Here is an 18,786-nt window from a genome sequence, read left to right as displayed (position 1 = left end):
CACTTCGGAAGGAGCGCGGCAGGCGATCATGGTGCTCATCGAGGGCCTTCGGCCTGGGACTTCGCGAAGCGGACAGTGCGGCGCTCACCGCGCGACTCGATCTGGAGGGCCATCGTACCATCGGCCGGGGTGCGCGCCCACGCGTCCGCCGCGGCCTTCCCGAACGCCTCGACCGAGTGGACCGGGCGCTCGTCGACCGCGAGCACGATGTCCCCCGCGGCGATCCCCGGCTCGGCGCCGCGCTGCGGGCGCGGAGCCGCGACGACGACGAGCTCGCCGGAGGTGCGCGCGCTCGCCTCGAGCTGGGGGAAGAAGCGCGCCACGGTGAGCCCCTGAAACGTGGCCGTCTGGCGGTAGCTCTCCGCGGCCGCGTCGAAGCTCCGCCGCGGCAGCCTGTAGCGCGCGAACGCGAGGACGCGGCCGCCTTCCCGCCGCACGACGGCGTCGACGCGCTCGGGCGTCGCGAACGACCCGACCTGGGCAAGGAAGCGCCGGGCGATGCGCTCGACGACCTCCGCGCGCTGCTCGGGCCGGGTCTCGGCCGGCGGGTGCATGGCCACAAGCTCGACAAGGGGTGAGCTCGCGAGCTCGGCGGCGAGGCCGGACGTGAGGCGCTCGATCGCGCTGCTGCGCGCCGCCGCGAGCGCGTCCGCGTCGCTGGCCGCGGGGCCGCCGCGGCCGACGACGAGGACGCTGTCGCCCTCGATGACGAACGGCCGCTCCACCCACGCGGGCGGGAGATCGTCGATGACAGACCAGCCCGCCCGCGCCCGGCCGCTCGCGGAGGGCGCCGGCGCGCGCGTGGCCATCGCGGGCGCCGGCGGGACCGCGGGCGCCGCCGAGGCCGCGGGCGCTGCGGTGGGCCCCGCCGGCGCCGCGGCGCCCGCGAGGGACGCGCGCGCCCCGGTGCGCCAGACCGCGAAGCCGGCGGCCACGAGCGCCACCCCGACGAGCAGCGCGACGAACGCCGCGCTGGCGCCCGCGCCGGGCTGCGGCGCCGCCGCGCTGTGAGCGCCCGGCTGCGGCGAGGCGCTCGACGGAGGCAGGGCCGGCGGCGGGGCCGAGGGCGGGCGCGCCGCGTGGGCGGCGAGCAGGGCGAGCAGCGAGCGGGAGCCGTCGAAGGCGAGCTGCGTGTTGCAACGCTTGCAGGTGACGCGCGGATCCTGGCCGCCGCGGAGCAGGTCCGCGTGCTTGTCGACCTCGACGAGCGCCGTCCGGACCGCGCCGCAGGACGCGCAGCGGCCCTCGACGACCGCGGACTCGATCCGCGCGAGCTGCGGCCAGGAGGGGCTCGCCACGCGCTCGGCCAGCAGCGGGGGACAGCCCTCGATGCGGACCGCCTCGACGGCGCCCTCGAGCTTGTGGAGCGCCGACTCGAAGCGCGCCGCGCCGTCGGCGGTGACCCCGGGGACGCCGCTCAGGTCGAAGACGACCTGGCCCTCGAGGCCGTCGATGATGCGGCTCCAGCGGAGCGAGGCGGTCAGCTTGCTCCCCACCTTGAGCCGCGTGACGCGCCCCTCGACCGACTTCTCCACCGCGTCGCCGCCCGACGGCTCGTCGCCCTTCTCGAGCTCGAGGAGGACCTCCCGCACGTCCGGCGGGATGGCGCCGGTGCCGTGCTGGGCGACGAACCCGAAGTAGGTCTCGGCGTCGTCGTCGAAGGCGCCGGCGCCGCGGCAGCGCGGGCACGCCGCCTCGGGCGGCTTGCCCTCGGTGAGCGAGGCCGCGTCGTGGGCGCAGTCGACGAGCCGCTCGAACTGGGTGCCGCACGACTCGCAGCAGTAGGGCGCGTAGAACGAGACGACCTGCCCGTTCCCGGCGAACCGCCGGATCATGCTGAGCTGGTTGACGACCGGCTCGGAGCAGCGCGCGAGGTAGAGGGCGCGGAGGCGGGGCTGGGCCGCCTGGATCATCTGGAGCCACTCGCGGACGCCGAACGACGTGATCCGCTCGACGCCGGCGAGATCGAGCAGGACCTTGCCGTCGAGCTCCCGGGCGAGCGCCGCTCCCTTGAACGCCTCGGTCATGCGCCCGGCGAGCCGGACGACGAGGACCTCGCCGATCCTGCGCCGGTCGAACACGAGGCTGTCGAGGCGGCCGGAGGTGCCGGCGGGCGGCACGCACCGCGTCGGCGCGACGCGCTGCGACCAGGCGGACAGCGACGGCCGGTCCACGGTGGTGGGCATGCGCGCCGACGAGATCGGCCCCGAGGGGGGCGCGGGGGGCGCGGGGATCAGCGGGCGCGACGCCCGGTGGCCGTTCGGCGCCACGCGGATGGTCGGCCGCACCTCCTCGACGGCCGGCCACGCCTCCTCGACGGCCGGCCGCGCCTCTTCGCCGCCGTCGTGCGCCGCGCGCAGCGTCCCCGGCGCGGCGCGGTCGCTCCTCGGCAGCGGGGAGAGCGCCTCGGAGAGGACGGTGAGGGTCATGGTCTGGTTGTGCAGGTCGCAGTGGCCGGCGGCGTAGGGCGAGATCTCCCCGTACGAGTAGAACCCCGTCACCTGCGTGCCCCGCGGCAGCACGCCCAGCACCGCCTCGACCTCCTCCTCGGTCCGGTCGCCCAGCACGATCCGCCGACCCACGCAGCTGATCGCGATCGCCAGCGCGCTCTCGCCCGCCACCGCCGGCGCCGCTCGACCCGCCTCGCTCGCCGCCCGCGCCGCCTGCTCTGCCCCCCCGATCAGCCGCTCGAAGTCCGCCTTCATCAGCTGCACGAGGTGGCCTTCCGGCACGTCCCCCGCGAACGTCATCGACTGCTGCTCGTGATCCACCGCCAGCACCGTGCGCACGAGGAACTTCTCGTCCCGCGCCGTCGCGCGCAGCGACAGCGGGAACAGCAGCGCCGACGCCGGCAGCTCCGCCGCCTTGTCCCCGAGGTACTCCTTGTACAGCGACAGCGCCGGCCGGCCGTCCACCTCGTACAGCACGTTCCCCGCGGAGCGCGTCACCACCCGCTCCGGACCGAACTTGTCCCAGCCCCCCTTGGACCCGTGCTGGATCACCACGTGCTCGCCGTACAAGCCCACCGCCGCCACGAGCCCGCTCCGCACCGTGTCCCCGATGCACACCCACGTCCGCTGAAACCGCGTCCCGTCCCCGGACAGCCCCCCGGTCACCACCACCGACTCCGGCAGCACCGCGTTCATCCCCGCCACGAGCTGGCTGCCGTTCACCCCCAGCCCCTCCGACAGCACGAGCACCCCGCGCAGCCCCGGCCGGTCCAGCTTCCGCGCAAGCGCCTGCCCTGCCGCGAACGACCCCGACGCGCTCGCCACCTCCACCTGCGCCGCCGACAGCGCCGTCCGCTCGAACCGCGCCACCGCCACCGACAAGGTCCCGTCGCGCACCGACGTGCCCGCGATCTCCCCCGCGCTCGAGCACCCCACCATGTGCGATCTCGGGTACGCCCGCCTCAGCTCACGGATCGCCCCCGGGTCGTCCAGGAACTCCGGCGCGCCGAACACCAGCACCAGCGTCCGGTCGCTGTCGAGCGCGGGCAGCGCCCGCACCGACCACTTGCCCGTCTCGCGCGAGAACGAGAACGTCTCGAGCCGCATCCCGAGCGCCGCGCCCGACGCTGGCGACGCGAACGACAGCGGGTCGAAGTGGGTGTCGGACGCGACCTCGAGCTCCTCGAACTCCGCCATCCCGCCCGCCGGCTGCGCGACGACGCGGGCGGCCACGGCCGGCGTCCCCGTCGGAGGGCGCGGCCTTCGCTCCCGCGGGCCTTCGCCCCGGACGAGCTGCGAGGTGGGCGCCTCGGAGAGGACGGTGAGGGTCATCGTCTGGTTGTGCAGATCGCAGTGGCCGGCGGCGTAGGGCGAGATCTCCCCGTACGAGTAGAACCCCGTCACCTGCGTGCCCCGCGGCAGCACACCCAGCACCGCCTCGACCTCCTCCTCGGTCCGGTCGCCCAGCACGATCCGCCGACCCACGCAGCTGATCGCGATCGCCAGCGCGCTCTCTCCCGCTCCCGCCCTGCCCCCCGCCGCTCGCCCCGCCTCGCTCGCCGCTCGACCCGCCTCGCTCGCCGCCCGCGCCGCCTGCTCCGCGCCCCCGATCAGCCGCTCGAAGTCCGCCTTCATCAGCTGCACGAGGTGGCCTTCCGGCACGTCCCCCGCGAACGTCATCGACTGCTGCTCGTGGTCCACCGCCAGCACCGTGCGCACGAGGAACTTCTCGTCCCGCGCCGTCGCGCGCAGCGACAGCGGGAACAGCAGCGCCGACGCCGGCAGCTCCGCCGCCTTGTCCCCGAGGTACTCCTTGTACAGCGACAGCGCCGGCCGGCCGTCCACCTCGTACAGCACATTCCCCGCAGAGCGCGTCACCACCCGCTCCGGACCGAACTTGTCCCAGCCCCCCTTGGACCCGTGCTGGATCACCACGTGCTCGCCGTACAAGCCCACCGCCGCCACGAGCCCGCTCCGCACCGTGTCCCCGATGCACACCCACGTCCGCTGAAACCGCGTCCCGTCCCCGGACAGCCCCCCGGTCACCACCACCGACTCCGGCAGCACCGCGTTCATCCCCGCCACGAGCTGGCTGCCGTTCACCCCCAGCCCCTCCGACAGCACGAGCACCCCGCGCAGCCCCGGCCGGTCCAGCTTCCGCGCAAGCGCCTGCCCTGCCGCGAACGACCCCGACGCGCTCGCCACCTCCACCTGCGCCGCCGACAGCGCCGTCCGCTCGAACCGCGCCACCGCCACCGACAAGGTCCCGTCGCGCACCGACGTGCCCGCGATCTCCCCCGCGCTCGAGCACCCCACCATGTGCGATCTCGGGTACGCCCGCCTCAGCTCACGGATCGCCCCCGGGTCGTCCAGGAACTCCGGCGCGCCGAACACAAGCACCAGCGTCCGATCGCTGTCGAGCACGGGCAGCACCCGAACCGACCACTTCTTCGTGTCTCGATCGTAATGGAACGTCTCGAGGATCATGGGGCTCGTCCCCCTGAGGCTACAGCACGCGGGCCACGACGAGCGTCATGTCGTCGTCGAGCGCGCGCTCGCCGCGGAACCGCGAGACCGCCCCGACGATCGCGTCCCTCGCCTCCTCGGGCGCGTACGTCGCGACGCTCTGGAAGAGCGCGCGCAGCCGCTTCTCGGTGAACTGCTCGCTCGACGCGTTCTCGCACTCGGTCACGCCGTCGGTGAACCAGAGGAGGGCATCGCCGCCCTCCAGCTGCACGGTGCTCGCCGTGTACTCGGCCGAGCGCGCTGCCCCGAGCGGCGAGCCCTGCGCGGCGAGCTGGCGGAGGGTGTTGTTCCTGACGAGGTACGGGAACGGGTGGCCCGCGTTCGCGAGGGAGAGCGAGCGGGCCTCCGGATCGAAGATGCACGCCGCGCAGGTCATCAGGAACTTCTGCTTCCCCGCCTCGAAGATCGAGCAGTTCATGAGCCGGAGCAGCTGCGCGACGCCGAGCTCCTCCCGCACGAACGTGCGCGCGATGTCGCACGCGGCCTTCGCCGCCCCCGTGATGATCGCGGAGGAGATGCCGTGCCCGGTCACGTCGCCGATGACCGTGAGCAGCTTGCCGTCCGGCAGGTCGTGGAAGGTCCACCAGTCGCCGCCGCACTCCGCCGCGGGCTGGAAGTGGCCGGCGAGCCGCAGCGAGCGCCGCTCGATGACGTCGTCGCTCGGCACGAGCATCTGCTGGACGGCGCGCGCGACCTCGAGCTGCTTCTTCAGCGACGCCCGCTCGGCGGTCTCGTGGAGCAGCTGCACGAGCCGGTCCCCGAGCGCGACGAGCTGGACGCGGACCTCGTGGATCGCCTCGTCCGCCTCGCTCGCCGGGGCGGCGCCCTCGGCCTCGCTGCCCGGCGCCGCGCCGCTCAGGGAGAGCAGATCGCTGAGCTTTGTCGCGAAGCGCCGCTTGGCCATGGAGATTGTCGAGTCGACGTCGAGGGGCCGCGCCGGCTCGACCTGCGAGCTGGCGGCGTCGTGGAAGATGGTCAGCGCGTCCCCGATGGCGACGACGACGCTGCGGAGGCGGTCCCGCTCGGCGAGCAGCTTGCGGTGGAGCGCGCCCATCTCGTTCGTCGACAGGTCGAGCGAGCGGGTGAGCAGGCTCCTGTCGTCGGCGACGTGGCGGTAATGCTCGCTGATGCGCGAGACGACCTTGTTCCAGGTCTCCCTGTCGGGCGGCTCGCTGAGGTCCTCCAGACCGAGACGCCTGAGCTGCCGTGCGAGGAGCGGATCGATCTCAGCCATGGCGTCCCTCTCGGCCGGGCTGCGCTGGGCGCGCGGCGAGCCTGCGCGCTACCACTCGGGCCGCTCCAGCGTCTCCATCGCCGGCGCGGAGCGCTCGAAGAAGTGGATGGATGCGGGGAGGGAGCGGAACTCGCGCGGGTTCACGTCGAGGTCCCAGAACGAGGTGACCAGGGTCGAGGCGGTGGGCGAGACGTCGATGACCAGCACCGCGCCGGCCGAGTAGATCTTGAGCATGCCGAGGCCGGCGCCGCCGCGCGAGGTGTCGAGCACGGAGGCGCGGGTGGAGTCCGCGCCGCGGGCGCTGAGGCCGCGCGTGATGCCCTCGAAGACGTGGTGTCGCCGCAGGCCGCCGAACGGATCGTGGGCCTGGAGGGCGATGTGGGCGCCGTCGGTGCCGAGCCGCAGCGTGGGGATCTCGTTCTCCTCGAGCACGAGGTCGCACCGCCGGTCGTGGGTGTAGCGCGGGCGCCCGCGGCCATCGACGGGAGCGTCGTACATGGCGTTCATGAGCAGCTCGTGGGCGAGCGCGGCGAACCGCTCGGCGACGCGCGCGGGGGCGCCGGCGCGCTCGGCCCAGTGCGCGACCTCCGTGACGGTGCGGTCCCGGTCCTCGCTCGTGCGGGGGCGCCATTTCACGATGGTGGCGCCCCAGGAGAGCAGGTCGGACAGGCGGGGCGGGAGCGCGAGCGGCTTGACGATGCGGCGGACGGCGAGCGCGATCTCCCAGGGCCGGGGCATCGAGGCGAAGCTCGGCCAGCCGACGATGCTGGAGAGCCGCGGCTCCTTGAGGGCGGCGTGGAGGAGCGCGTCGGTGCTGCCGGAGGTCCACACGAGGAGCTGCATGCTGGGGTAGCGCTCGGCCGCCCACTCGAGCGCGAGGTCGAGATCGGCGGCGTCGCAGCCGAGCAGCAGGGGTCGCTCGGACAGCCGCGCGCGCAGCTCGGCGGGGTCGCCGGCCACGGGCACGTCCTGCATGCCGGCGGCGGCCGACATGACGCGGGCGATCCGCTGGCCGACGACGCGGTTCCGCTCGAGCACGGCGATCGTCGCTTTCGGGGCAGAGTCGCTCAAGGGGGGCACCGCGGCGTGGTCCCCGGCAGCCGCTGCCCGGGGGTGCGCACGGCCATTACATCACGGTTCGCGGTCCGGGGGCGCCACGGATGACGTCCCGCCGCGGCCCGCGAGGGGCCCCCCTCGGCGGGGCTCCCGCGCCTGCTCGGCTGGACGGCGGGCGAGCTCGACACGTCCGCGCGAGCGGCGGCGTTCTTCGGCCTGTGAGCGATGGGCTCGCCCTCTCGCAGCCACCTCGGCGGCTGGCTTCGCCTCCGGGATCCAGAGGCCCGCGGCGCCTGGAGCTGGAGCGCCGTCGCCCCGCTCATCTCATCTCATCATGAAAGAACACGGCACCTTCGTCTGAGCGACAAACCCGAGAACGCCGGATGACGAGCAGCAACTCCCCACCATGAGAGAGCGGAGCCGACCGCTCCTTCGAGCGATGGATACCCTCGCTCGAGCCCGCCTGCTCCCGGCTCGGGCCGGGATCTTGTGCCAGATCGGGCCAGCCCTTTCGCCGGATGTCAGGGGTCGGGCGCGCGCGGTGCGCGGCGGCTCGGACGCGGGCGCGCGTGTCGTCTCGGAGACGCAGGAGCCCGCGAGCGGGGGCCGGGGCGGCACGGCGAATGCTCTGCGAGCGGCATGCTGAGAACCCTTCGAACCTGCGCTCCGCCCTTCGTCCTGTCTCTGGCCGCGATCCTCGGTTGCGAGACGACAACCGACCCGAACGGGGACCCGAACCCCGACCCAGGGGGCGAGGCGTGCCACGACGCCGACAAGCCCGGATGCGTGGTCGCCTCGGACAAACAGCGCATCTCGACCCCCGATGTGCCCGCGGAGGACAGGGCCGCGCTCGTCTCGGGCAACTCCGCGTTCTCGCTCGACCTCTACCAGCAGCTCCGCCAGAAGCCGGGCAACGTCTTCTACTCGCCTTACAGCATCTCGACGGCGCTCGCGATGACGTGGGCCGGCGCGAAGGGCGAGACCGAGGAGGCCATGGCCGACACGATGCACTTCGACCTCGGGCAGGACAGGCTCCACCCGGCGTTCAACTGGATCGACCAGGAGCTCGAGAGTCGCGGTCAGGGCGCCCAGGGCGCCGACGGAGAGGGCTTCCGCCTCAACGTCGTGAACGCGCTCTGGGGGCAGATCGGCTACCCGTTCGAGGCGCCCTTCCTGGACACGCTCGGGCTGAACTACGGCGCCGGAATGCACATTGTGGACTTCCTGGACCACCCGCAGGACGCGGCCGATCTCATCAACGGCTGGGTCAGCGACAGGACCGAGGGCAAGATCGAAAAGCTGGTGCCCGTCGAGGTGATCACCCCCGAGACGGTGCTTGTCCTGACGAACGCCATCTACTTCAACGCGGCGTGGCGCACCCCGTTCGAGCCCACCGCGACGGAGGACGGCCAGTTCGAGAAGGCCGACGGGACCGACGTGACCGTGCCCCTGATGCACGCCAACCTGGAGATACCGTACGCCGAGGGCGACGGCTACAAGGCGGTCGCGATGCCCTACGACGGGGACGAGCTGTCGATGGTGATCCTCCTGCCCGAGAAGGGAACGCTCGACGCGTTCGAGGCGTCGCTCGACGCGGCGAAGGTCGACGGCATCGTCGGCGCGATGAGCGAGCACCTGGTCGACACAACGATGCCCAGGTTCAAATTCGAATACGAGCTGAGCCTCAAGGACACGCTGAAGGCGATGGGGATGGAGATCGCGTTCACGTTCGGCGACGCGGACTTCACCGGGATCAACTCCACGGGACAGCCCTACATCCAGGACGTCCTCCACAAGGCGTTCGTCGGCGTGAACGAGGCTGGCACCGAGGCGGCGGCCGCGACCGCGGTCATCGTCGGCGACGAGTCGGCGTCCCAGCCGGCGTCGCTCGCGCTCGTGAATCCCTTCCTGTTCCTCATCCGCGACAACGCGACGGGCAGCCTCCTGTTCGTCGGCCGCATCGCCGACCCCAGCGCGAGCTGAACACCGCGCCTCGGCGCCCGAAGCGCCGGGGCGCCGGTACGGCGGACGCACGGCGAGCTCCTTTCCTGCCGCGCGGGGTAGCGGGAGGGGCGCTCCGGCGCTCCTCCGCCCTGCGCGAGGCGGAAGACCGGCAGCTCCGGCCGGCAAAGGAAGCGCGCCGGGGCTCTTGTTGCGCCGATATCTGAAGCTCGCGATGGCGGAGGCGGAGGTACGTCTCGACCTGCCAGACATCACCCCCGAGGCGCTGCTCGCGGCGCAGGCCGATGCGGCCAGGCCGTGCTTCCGCCGTGCTCCGCGGCCGCGTCCGGCTCGGCGTAGGCGGCCCGCCACGCGTCCCGCAACCGCCGGAGGATGCTCGGGTACACGATGAAGCGGCGGAACGGCTCGATCAGCGCCATGTACGCGGAAGTCCACCGCGATACCGGCTTGACGTAGACAGCCCAGTACAGGCGCTGCCCCTCGGCCGTCGGCCTGATCGCCATGCAGGAGAACGCGTGGACGGTCGCGTTGCGGATCTCGCTCACGGCCTCGCCCTGGAGCACGTACAGCACGCGGAACGGCCCCTCGCGCGTGCCGGGCTGCACGGACGACCGGCTCGCCAGCTCGGAGGGCACCTGGTGCACATAGGACTCGGCGGGCAGGCCCTCCTCGACGGGATCCCAGTCAAAGAGCTTGCCCAGCGCACCGCGGAGCCAGAACAGCGCGCGCACCAGCGCGCTCGAGGAGCCGCTCTCCAGGGGCCGCAAGAGCGCGCGGACGTCCTCGATCGTCCGCGCCGCGCCGCCGCCCGGCAGGTCGACCACGGACACGTCGCTCAGCGGAACGCCGCGAAGGACCTTGTGCACCTTGAGGTCGAGATCGGTGAACTCCTGGGGTGAGAGCCGCATGGAAGCCTCCGTTGAGCGGCGCCTCACGCGGCCGGTCATCGCCCGGCGGCATCGCCCGGCAGCGCCGCGGTGGCGACGGAGCGGACGTAGGGCCGGGGTGCACGCGAATCCAGGGCCGAGCCGCCCAGCGCCGCCGCGCGGGAGACCCCCTCGCGCCTCCTCACGCTTGCTCGGGCACACCCCCCGGGACGCGCGCGAGCAACGGAAGCTCGATGGCGTGCCTGAGATGGGGGTCGGTGGCCCGGCGCGGGCACGGGCGGGCCGGGGAGGGTGCCCGGCGAGGCGGCCTCCGCCCGCGTTGCAGGCCGAGGCTCGCGTTGTTCAGGTCGCGCGGGCGTCGGCCGCGGTCGGAGCAGCGAGCGACGAGCTGGCCCAGCCGTCGGGCAGCAGGATGCATCCGCGCCGCCGTCTCCGGCGCTACGCTTCCCGCGTGACACCCCGGCCTGTCTTCGTTGATCACGCCCTGTCCGCCCGCATCGAGGCCGCCGAGGCCGCGAAGGTCGAGGCGCTCGCGCGCGAGGTCGCCGCGCGGGTCCCGGCGCGGCGCGCCGCCGTCGCCGTCATCGCGGGCGGCCGCGCCGCGTTCGTCGCCCCGCACACCCGGATCTCGCGCGCGGCCGGCCTCGGCATGAGCGGCCCGGTCGAGGCGCGCGACGTCGAGGCCCTCGAGGACTTCTACGCCTCGCGCGGCACCGCGGCGCGCATCCTGGTCTCGCCCTTTGCCCACCCTTCGCTGCTCGCGCGGCTCGGGGAGCGCGGCTTCCGCCTGGACTCGCTCGACACCGTGCTCGTGCGCCACCTCGCCCCAGCCGCCGAGGTCCACGCGCCGGAGCCGGCCGCGCGCGGCGGCGTGGTCGTGCGGCGCGCCGCGCGCGAGGAGGCCTCGGCGTGGATCGCGGCCTCGCTCTCCGCCTTCGCCACACCGGACGAGCCTCCGCCCGATGGGGCCGACATCTTCGAGGCGGGCTTCCACGACCCCGGGGCGGCGTACTTCTTCGCGTCGTCAACCCACGGCGCCGTCGCCGGCGTCGGCGCGGTCTACGTGCACGAGCGAATCGCTCTCCTGTTCGCGGGCGGCACGCTCGCGGCCCACCGCGGCCGGGGCGTGCAGCGCGCCGTCATCGACGCCCGCCTCGCGTACGCCCGCGACGCGGGGTGCGATCTCGCCTACTCGGTCACGGAGGCGGGGAGCACCTCGCAGCGTAACCTGGAGCGCGCGGGCCTCGTGGCCGTGTACTCGCAGGCGGTGCTCCTCAAGTCCTTCGCCTGAGCGCTCGGGCGCGAGCTACCCGCGTCACGAAAGCTACGGAAGGCCGCTGTGTTATGAATGTCCTCTGGAGGTGGCCGCCAGGACAGCCGGGGCGCGCGGCTTCATGATCCCCGAGGTGACGCGCAAGGCGAGCTCGCGCGGGAACAAGCGCGGCAAATTGGACTGCACCCAGTTCCGCAAACCCACGATCAGCGAGGGACTCCCCTTCTCCAGACCGCGCAGGCCAGCAAGGACCACCTGCTCCGGTGTGGCCATCGGCCCGACTGCCACCTCGCGTGTCCCCAGCACGTCGAAGAATCCCGTCTCCACCGGGCCCGGGCACAGGGCGAGGACGCGCACCCCGCGCTCGCGGAGCTCGGCCCACAGCGCCTCCGTGAAGGAGAGCACGAATGCCTTGGTCGCTCCATAGGTCGCCATGTATGGCAACGGCTGGTAAGCGGCGATCGAGGCCACGTTGATGATCCCTCCCTCGCCGCGCTCGACCATGCCCGGAAGGAACAGGTGACTCAGGTCCACCACGGCGGTGACGTTGAGCGTCACCTGCTCGTGCTGTCTGGCGAAAGGGGCCTCGTGGAACGGCCCGTGCGTGCCAAACGCGGCGTTGTTGACGAGCAGGTCCACGTGCAGGCCCTTCTCCTCGCACTGCGCGTGAAGCGCGCGCGCCGCCCCGTCCCGGCTGAGGTCCGAGGCCACCACCTCGACCCCGACGCCGTGGCGCTTCGCCAGCTCCGAGGCGAGCGCGCGGAGCTTGCCCTCGGAGCGCGCCACGAGGACGAGGTCCATGCCGCGCGCGGCGAGCTCGCGGGCAAACGACTCGCCGATGCCCGAGGAGGCGCCGGTGACGAGCGCGCGGCGGCCCCGGTAGGGAAACGGGCGCGAGGCCCGGGCGGCGCGAGGCGAAGAGAAACGGGACTCATGCTGTGAGGAAGGAGTTCGCATGTGCTAAGAATGTGAGCTCGCGCTCACGTTCTCAACTCGCCTTGTGCTCACATTTCCGCAAGGAGCCTTCATGCAGACGAGTGCATCGCTTTCCCGCCGAAGAAAGCCCCGCCAGACGCGGTCCCAGGTGACCTACGACGCCATCCTCACGGCGACCGCTCGCGTTCTCGTCAAGGAAGGCTACGAGGCCGCCAGCACCAACCGCATCGCGCAGGAGGCGGGGGTCAGCGTCGGCTCGCTGTACCAGTACTTCTCGAGCAAGGAGGGGCTGGTGATGGCGGTCATGGAGCACCACCGCGCCAGGTCGCTCGCGAGGTTCGAGGCCCGGGTGGCGGAGCTCGCGGGCGCGCCCCTGCGCGTGGCGCTCGGGGCGCTCATCGGCGAGGTACTCGCGGAGAAGGCGGCGGATCCCCGGCTGCACCAGGCGCTGCACGAGCTCTTGCCGCGCATGCGCCAGCTCGGCTACGTGGACTCCCACGAGCTGAAGCTCTTCCGCGCGGTGCGCGCCTTCCTCGCGCCTCGCGCGGCGGACATTCGCCCGCGCGACCTCGACATGGCCGTGTTCATCCTCGTCCACTCGGTCAATGCGCTCGCGTATGCCGCGACGACCGAACGCCCCGAGTATCTCCAGGGCGACGCCTTCGTGCAGGAGCTGTGCTCGCTCGTGGTCGGTTATCTCCGCCCCGAGCCGGCGCGCCCCCGCCCCGCAAATCGCAGGCACTCCTCGGCGCGCCGCGGAGAAGGCAGCATGTGAACGTGGGACAAGACGGAGCGCGAGCTGTGCATCTACGGTGGGCCCGAGCGCTACCGCTTCGTCCGGCGCTGAAGCGCCCCCGCGGGAGCTCAGCAAGTTAGGGCGAGAGGACCGCAAGGGCGCGCCGTCGCCGGGCGGTCGTCCAGGGCAACCGAGGAATCGACCGCTCGCCTGTCACCTTCTGGCGCCTCCGCCGTAGAGGAGGGTGAGCCCCCGCGATGAGCTTTCTCTGGCCCTCCCGTGATGACCACCTCTGCGAGCTGATCGAGGCGTCCCGGCGCGGCGATCGCCGCGCGTTCCGGGCGCTCTACCTGGAGCTGTACGACCCGGTGGCGCGCTTCGTTTCGCGACGCATGGGCCGGCGGGAGGACGCGGAGGATCTGGTCGCGCGGGTCTTCCACAGGCTGCTGGAGCGGCTGGGAGAGTTCGATCGGCGAAAGGGGACGCCGCGGATGTTCGTGGTGGCCATGGCCAGGAACCTGGTCATCGACCACCTGCGGTCGGCGCGGCAGGAGGCGCCGATCGACGATCTCGCGGGCGTGCTCGCCGACGAGGCGGGGACGCCGCTCGACGCGCTCGTGCGGGGCGAGGAGCTCCGCGCGGTCAGGGCGGCGCTGGAGGAGCTCGGGGCGGAGGCGAGGGAGGTGCTGGCGCTGCGGTACGGCGACGGGCTGAAACACCAGGAGATCGCGGAGCTGCTCGGGCTCCGGGCGGACGCGGTGAAGCAGCGGGCGTCGCGGGCGCTGCGCGAGCTCAAGGCGCGGCTCGAGGCGCGCGCCGAGCAGGAGGCGGGTGAGGCCCGCGCAGAGGGTGTTTCCGATGCTGGACTTTGAGGTGCGACGAAAGCTGCGCCGGCTGTTCGGGGAGCCGGCGCCGCTCGGGCCAGAGCACGCGCGCGAGCTCGAAGGCGAGCTGATGGCGCGGTTCGGCCAGCTCTACCCCGAGCAGGAGGTGGCTCCAATGAAGCGGCTTTGGTTGCGCAAGGCGCTGGTGGTGGCGGCGGCTGCGGTGGTGTGCGGGGCGGCGGCGTGCGTGGCGCCGGCGGACGTGGAGGTGCCCGTGGGACGGAGCATCAGCATCCAGGTGGCGGACGGCGCGGAGCTGCCCGAGCCCGAGGCGATCCTGGCGATCGTGCGCGGCGAGGAGAAGACGGAGCGGGTCATGGTGCGGGGGCTGCGCGGGGACGGGGCGGCGACGCTGACGCTCGATGTGTGGGGCGACGAGCTGCCGGAGGGCGACGTGGTCGAGCGGATCCGGGCGGCGTTCCCGGCGCTCGCCGGCGCGGAGATCCGGGAGGACGTGCTGGCGGGGACGGTGCGCGGGACGCTGGGAGCAAAGCTCGGGCACGAGCTGCTCGATCTGGACGTGCTCGACAAGGACGACGTGGTGGCGGCGCGGCGGCAGGTGATGGAACAGCTCGCGGCGCAAGGAGTCGAGGGGAAGGTCGACGTGCAGATCGAGGGAGACGGAGAGAAGCGGAAGGTGAAAGTGCGGGTGAAGCGGGAGGCCCCACCGCAGGAGGAGGCGGAGATGGCGCCTCCGCCGTAGCCGAACGAGGCAGACATGGCGCCTTCGCCGTGGCCGAACGAGGCGGAGAGGGGGTCCGCGGAGCTGAGCAGCGCGCGAAGGGTAGTCACATCCACTTCACCGTGCGCCTCGGAGGCCAGGAGTACCTCACCTCCCAGCTCTTCTTTCTCGAGGATCTGACCGCCCCGATCTTCGCCGAGCACCCGGACGACAAGGAGTTCGGGCAGCCGGTAACACGATCCCGCCACAGCATCTGCGCGGGACCACGCACGGGAGAGACCCCATGAAGATCAGATTTCTTACAACCGCGGTGACCACCATGATGCTGGCCACCGCGGCGCTTCAGGGTTGCGGCGAATCGACCCCTGACACCGGCGGGATCCCAGGGGCGACCGCCGGCGCGGGCGCGGGAGGGGGAGCCACGGGAGAGGAAGGCACGGGCACGGGCGGAGCAGGCACGGGCGGCGAGGACGCCGCCAAGGAAGACCCTGTCCACGACGCCGCGTTCCCGCAGGACCGCGTGCCGCGCCTCGACATCACCCTCACGCCGGAGAGCTGGCAGGCCATGCTCGACGACATGACCGAGCAGGTGGGTCCTTTCGGCGAGGGTGATCCCCGCGGCCCCGGCGGCCCCGGCGGCGCGCCGCCGCAGGCGTTCTTCGACGCGTGCGATGGCCTCGCGCTCGACGACGCCTGCACCATCCAGTTCATGGGCTCCGAGCTCGCCGCGACGTGCGCCGAGTACAGCGACAGCAGGCTGTTCTGCGCGCCGAGCGCGCCGATCGTCGTGCCGGGCGGGCCGGGCGGTGGCAGCGTCGATCTGATCGAGGACACGCCCATCTACGTCGAGTGCGACGTCGCGACCGAGGACCGGCAGTGGCACCACGTCGGCATCCGTTTCAAGGGCAACTCCAGCCTGGCCAGGTCCTGGTCGCAGGGCATCTGGAAGCTCCCGCTCCGGCTCGCGTTCGACAGGTTCGAGCACGAGTACCCGGAGATCAAGGACCAGCGGTTCCACGGCTTCAAGAACCTGAGCCTGGCCAACGGCGCCACGGACCCGTCGCTCCTGCGCGATAAGATCGCCACCGAGATCTTCGGCAGGGCGGGCGTCCCGGTGCCTGCGACCGCCTTCTACCGGGTCTTCATCGACCACGGGGAGGGGCCCATCTACTTCGGGCTGTATACGGGGATCGAGCTCCCCTCGGACAAGGTGTTCCTGAGGACCCGGTTCGGCAACGACGAGGGAAACGTCTACAAGCCCGACGGCGCTGGCGCGACGTGGGCCACGTGGGATCCCGACACCCTCGGCAAGGCGAACCACGAGGACGAGGCCGACTTCTCGGACGCGCAGGCGCTCTTCGACGCGCTGCACGCGGACAGGACCGACGCTGCGGCGTGGCGCGCCGGGCTGGAGGTGCGCTTTGACGTCGAGGGCTTCCTGCGGTGGCTCGCCGTCAACACCGTACTTCAGGACTGGGACCAGTACGGCCGGATGCCCCACAACTACTACCTGTACGCGGACGCCGGCAGGGACGGCCAGCTCCGGTGGATCCCCTGGGACCACAGCTTCGCATTCATGACGGGCGGCCACGCCGGCCAGGGGATGTCCCTCTCGCTCGACGAGGTGACCGACGACTGGCCGCTGATCCGCTTCCTCCTCGACGATCCGGTCTACGCCGACATCTACCGGGATCACCTCGCCCGGACCGTGCAGGTCGCGTACGAGCCGGTCGCCGCCGAGCAGCGCTTCCGCGAGGCGCACGCGCTGATGGCGCCGTACGTCGTCGGCCCGGAGGGCGAGATCGAGGGGCACACCTTCGTGGAATCGGAGGCCGCGTTCAACGAGGCCCTGGACGCGCTGGTCGCTCACGCCAGGGCGCGCCAGGAGGACGTGTCCACGTTCCTCGGGCAGTGACGCACTGGGAGCGCGCCGCGAGCGCCGCGGCGCAGGGAGCGCCCGCGCGCTCACGGCTTACATCCGGAAATGGGAGAAGGACAACCGGGACGGCAAGCCACTCGATCCGAACAATCCGGAAGACCACGCAGACATCGGGAAATGTCTCGGCTCGATCACGAGCGTCAGCGCCCAGAACCCGGCGAACGGGAGCCAAGAGGCCGTCGACCGCGCCCCGTGCGCCAATTGCAGTCAGCTCCTCGCGGATCTGCACTCGAAGTGGGGTGGACCTACACCAGATAAGATCCAGCAGGTCTATCCTGCGCTGACTGGCAAGAGGGGGGCGAAGAGGGGGATTGGCGAGCCCACGAACTTCTCTAGCCCGAAGGATCCGAGCTGGCTCAAAGACCCGCTTCCCAAGGACGTGAGCTACCAGCGTCACGAAGACTACGGAAGGCCGGTGTGATATGAGCACGCAGGTGGCAGATGTGCTGAACGTCGTCCTGGAGAGGCTGTCCGAGCACGCGCGGCGCATGCTGACTGCCGGGGGCGCGCATATCGAAGAGGCTGGCCGTGTGGACGAAGCATCGCTCCGGGCCGTCCTGCGCGGCAAGGGGCTCCCGGAGCTCGACTCCGCGCTCCAGTTTCACCGTGACGTCGGCGGCCTCTCTGTGCTCGGGCTCTCGCTCACCTTCTCGTCAGCGCGCCAGATAGTGCACTGGCCGGCCAGGCGAACGCCCGACGGAGAAGTTGCCGTCCCCGTCGGCTGCAGCCGAGGAGCCGTGTACTTCATCGATGCCCGCGGCGTGCTCTACCGGATGCGCGCCGCGCCGCGAGACAAGGAGCTCACCCCGGTGGCCACGAGCCCCTGGACGCTGCTCGAGAAGATCGCCCTCCTCGCCAGCGTCGAGCCGCTCGCGAAAGGGGCGCTGCGCTTGCGGCTCCGGCCGTACGTGGGTGCGGCGCTCGCGGGAGCGCTCGGGGCGAAGCCTGCCGTCGAGGCCACGGACGGCTTTCACCGCTTCTTCCGCCGCGGCTCGCTCGTCATCGCTGACGGACACCCGCTCCGGGACGAGGGGGAGAGCGACACGCTCGTGTGGACCCCCGTCCTGGAGGACGCGGTCGCCGCGCTGCGCGCCGCGGGCTTGGCGTGCCGAGCGACCGGCGCGGAGCTCACGACAGCCGCCCCCGAGCTGCAGATCGAACCGCCGAGGTGCGCGCCGGCGGCGCCGTCTCCTGAAGCGCTCCTCGAAGGCGGCGCGGTGGCGCTCGTCGCGGGCGCTGGGGAGCAGGGCACCTCCGGCCACGTGTGGGCGCCGCCAGGGCCTCCGCGCCTGGAGCAAACACGGATCTTCGCGGGCACGCTGCTGTCCTGGGAGACGGTCGACGACCGGGGTGCGCGCATTCGTGACTTCACCGGCGCCGAGGACACGCTGCGCCCGCTGCTCACGCCCCGCGCCGTACGCGGGCTCTTGCGGCTCGGCGCGCGAGTCGACCCTCGGCGCAAGGGCGCGCGGGCGTCGCTCGAGCACCTGCTCTCCTGCTGGGAGCTCCCGGCGCACGAGGCGGCTCTCGACTTCGAAGAGCGCCTGGGCGGCCTCAGCTTTTCCAACTTGCAGTGGGGGCCGTTCGGCATCGTCGGCGCGTGGCCGGACCGGCCAGCGGCCAGGGACGCCGCGAGCGTGGACGAGAGCCAGCTCGTCCCGATCGGCGCCGAGATCCTGGGCAGCGTCAGCTACGCCGTCGACGCCGAGGGCACGGTGCACCTGGAGGACGAGCACCTCGAGCCCACGCCGATCGCCGTCTCCTGGCCGGTGTGCCTCGAGCGCCTCGGCGCTGCCAGCGCGGACGAGGGCGAGCTCCCGTGCTCCTGCCAGATCCAGGCGCGTGCCGGCCTGGCTGTTGCGGCGGCGCTGGGCGCCGTGCCGGTGCCGGAGGGCACGGACCAGCATGCCTCGATGTGGTACCGCGATGGCGTCTCGGTGCTCGATGTCGCGGCGGACCCGTATGACGGCAAACCGCGAACGAGAATCGCTGCGCGCGCCGAGGGAGACCTGGTGCTCGCCCTCCAGGTGGCGCTCCAGGTTGCACCCGATGCCGCAGTCGCGGTGTCCGGTGTGAAGGGGGATCCGTCGCCGCCCGCGCCGGAGGAGCCCGTCGTGGTGCGCGCGCGGCTCTGGGGCGACACGTGGGACAAGACGGAGCGCGAGCTGTGCATCTACGGTGGGCCCGAGCGCTACCGTTTCGTCCGGCGCTGAAGCGCCCT

The 18,786-nt window shown here is 72.5% G+C and carries 13 protein-coding genes; 8 read left to right on the top strand and 5 right to left on the bottom strand.

Going from position 1 to position 18,786, the window contains the following annotated elements; translation table 11 throughout:
• Window positions 1–35 precede the first annotated feature (35 nt).
• Genes WMF36_RS43865 through WMF36_RS43855 form a run of 3 tightly spaced genes read right to left on the bottom strand, consistent with a single transcriptional unit; the run spans window position 36 to window position 7,281 of the window.
• Entirely contained in the window at window positions 36–4,937 is a 4,902-nt protein-coding gene (locus WMF36_RS43865; RefSeq protein WP_437576808.1) for an FIST N-terminal domain-containing protein, read from the bottom strand.
• Between the two features lie 19 nt (window positions 4,938–4,956).
• Window positions 4,957–6,210, bottom strand: coding sequence for a PP2C family protein-serine/threonine phosphatase (locus WMF36_RS43860; protein ID WP_437576807.1), 1,254 nt, complete (start codon window positions 6,208–6,210; stop codon window positions 4,957–4,959).
• A 48-nt stretch (window positions 6,211–6,258) separates the two neighbouring features.
• The gene (locus WMF36_RS43855) at window positions 6,259–7,281 is read right to left on the bottom strand and encodes a hypothetical protein (RefSeq protein WP_437576806.1); all 1,023 of its coding nucleotides are present in this window, start codon (window positions 7,279–7,281) and stop codon (window positions 6,259–6,261) included.
• Between the two features lie 624 nt (window positions 7,282–7,905).
• On the opposite strand from WMF36_RS43855, the gene WMF36_RS43850 reads away from it, so the two are divergent.
• The gene (locus tag WMF36_RS43850; protein ID WP_437576805.1) at window positions 7,906–9,249 is read left to right on the top strand and encodes a serpin family protein; all 1,344 of its coding nucleotides are present in this window, start codon (window positions 7,906–7,908) and stop codon (window positions 9,247–9,249) included.
• 230 nt (window positions 9,250–9,479) lie between these two features.
• Here WMF36_RS43850 and WMF36_RS43845 read toward each other — a convergent pair whose 3' ends face one another.
• Window positions 9,480–10,136 carry a DUF2867 domain-containing protein gene (locus WMF36_RS43845; RefSeq protein ID WP_437576804.1) on the bottom strand — a complete coding sequence of 219 codons (657 nt, stop codon included), beginning with the start codon at window positions 10,134–10,136 and terminating at the stop codon, window positions 9,480–9,482.
• 430 nt (window positions 10,137–10,566) lie between these two features.
• Here WMF36_RS43845 and WMF36_RS43840 point away from each other — a divergent pair, with 430 nt between their 5' ends.
• Complete coding sequence (locus WMF36_RS43840; RefSeq protein WP_437576803.1) at window positions 10,567–11,406, top strand: GNAT family N-acetyltransferase; 840 nt, start codon at window positions 10,567–10,569, stop codon at window positions 11,404–11,406.
• A gap of 51 nt (window positions 11,407–11,457) precedes the next feature.
• On the opposite strand, the gene WMF36_RS43835 is transcribed toward WMF36_RS43840, so the two are convergent.
• Window positions 11,458–12,345, bottom strand: coding sequence for an SDR family NAD(P)-dependent oxidoreductase (locus tag WMF36_RS43835; RefSeq protein WP_437576802.1), 888 nt, complete (start codon window positions 12,343–12,345; stop codon window positions 11,458–11,460).
• Between the two features lie 127 nt (window positions 12,346–12,472).
• Here WMF36_RS43835 and WMF36_RS43830 point away from each other — a divergent pair, with 127 nt between their 5' ends.
• The 6 genes from WMF36_RS43830 to WMF36_RS43805 all read left to right on the top strand — a co-directional run bounded on the left by WMF36_RS43830 (window position 12,473) and on the right by WMF36_RS43805 (window position 18,778).
• Entirely contained in the window at window positions 12,473–13,099 is a 627-nt protein-coding gene (locus WMF36_RS43830; RefSeq protein ID WP_437576801.1) for a TetR/AcrR family transcriptional regulator, read from the top strand.
• A gap of 218 nt (window positions 13,100–13,317) precedes the next feature.
• A complete protein-coding gene (locus tag WMF36_RS43825) occupies window positions 13,318–13,932 on the top strand; it encodes an RNA polymerase sigma factor (RefSeq protein ID WP_437576800.1) in 615 nt (204 codons plus the stop codon).
• Complete coding sequence (locus tag WMF36_RS43820) at window positions 13,919–14,647, top strand: hypothetical protein (protein WP_437576799.1); 729 nt, start codon at window positions 13,919–13,921, stop codon at window positions 14,645–14,647. Before WMF36_RS43825 ends, WMF36_RS43820 begins: the two co-directional genes overlap by 14 nt.
• A 29-nt stretch (window positions 14,648–14,676) precedes the next feature.
• Window positions 14,677–14,913 (top strand): hypothetical protein, encoded by a 237-nt coding sequence (locus WMF36_RS43815; protein WP_437576797.1) that lies wholly within the window; start codon window positions 14,677–14,679, stop codon window positions 14,911–14,913.
• The gene (locus WMF36_RS43810; RefSeq protein WP_437576796.1) at window positions 14,910–16,541 is read left to right on the top strand and encodes a CotH kinase family protein; all 1,632 of its coding nucleotides are present in this window, start codon (window positions 14,910–14,912) and stop codon (window positions 16,539–16,541) included. Before WMF36_RS43815 ends, WMF36_RS43810 begins: the two co-directional genes overlap by 4 nt.
• 458 nt (window positions 16,542–16,999) lie before the next feature.
• The gene (locus WMF36_RS43805; RefSeq protein ID WP_437576795.1) at window positions 17,000–18,778 is read left to right on the top strand and encodes a hypothetical protein; all 1,779 of its coding nucleotides are present in this window, start codon (window positions 17,000–17,002) and stop codon (window positions 18,776–18,778) included.
• The last annotated feature ends 8 nt before the right edge of the window (window positions 18,779–18,786 follow it).

Source organism: Sorangium sp. So ce887 (assembly GCF_051521455.1).
In the GTDB taxonomy this organism is placed as follows: domain Bacteria; phylum Myxococcota_A; class Polyangia; order Polyangiales; family Polyangiaceae; genus Sorangium.
The sequence above is the reverse complement of the archived record's forward strand: the minus strand, read 5'-3'. Positions and strand labels throughout refer to the sequence as shown.

Excerpts from the sequence above, each read along its gene's own strand:
- WMF36_RS43865 (WP_437576808.1), bottom strand. The coding sequence starts at position 4,937 with ATGATCCTCGAGACGTTCCATTACGATCGAGACACGAAGAAGTGGTCG.
- WMF36_RS43860 (WP_437576807.1), bottom strand. The coding sequence starts at position 6,210 with ATGGCTGAGATCGATCCGCTCCTCGCACGGCAGCTCAGGCGTCTCGGT.
- WMF36_RS43850 (WP_437576805.1), top strand. The coding sequence starts at position 7,906 with ATGCTGAGAACCCTTCGAACCTGCGCTCCGCCCTTCGTCCTGTCTCTG.
- WMF36_RS43845 (WP_437576804.1), bottom strand. The coding sequence starts at position 10,136 with ATGCGGCTCTCACCCCAGGAGTTCACCGATCTCGACCTCAAGGTGCAC.
- WMF36_RS43835 (WP_437576802.1), bottom strand. The coding sequence starts at position 12,345 with ATGCGAACTCCTTCCTCACAGCATGAGTCCCGTTTCTCTTCGCCTCGC.
- WMF36_RS43825 (WP_437576800.1), top strand. The coding sequence starts at position 13,318 with ATGAGCTTTCTCTGGCCCTCCCGTGATGACCACCTCTGCGAGCTGATC.
- WMF36_RS43820 (WP_437576799.1), top strand. The coding sequence starts at position 13,919 with ATGCTGGACTTTGAGGTGCGACGAAAGCTGCGCCGGCTGTTCGGGGAG.
- WMF36_RS43810 (WP_437576796.1), top strand. The coding sequence starts at position 14,910 with ATGAAGATCAGATTTCTTACAACCGCGGTGACCACCATGATGCTGGCC.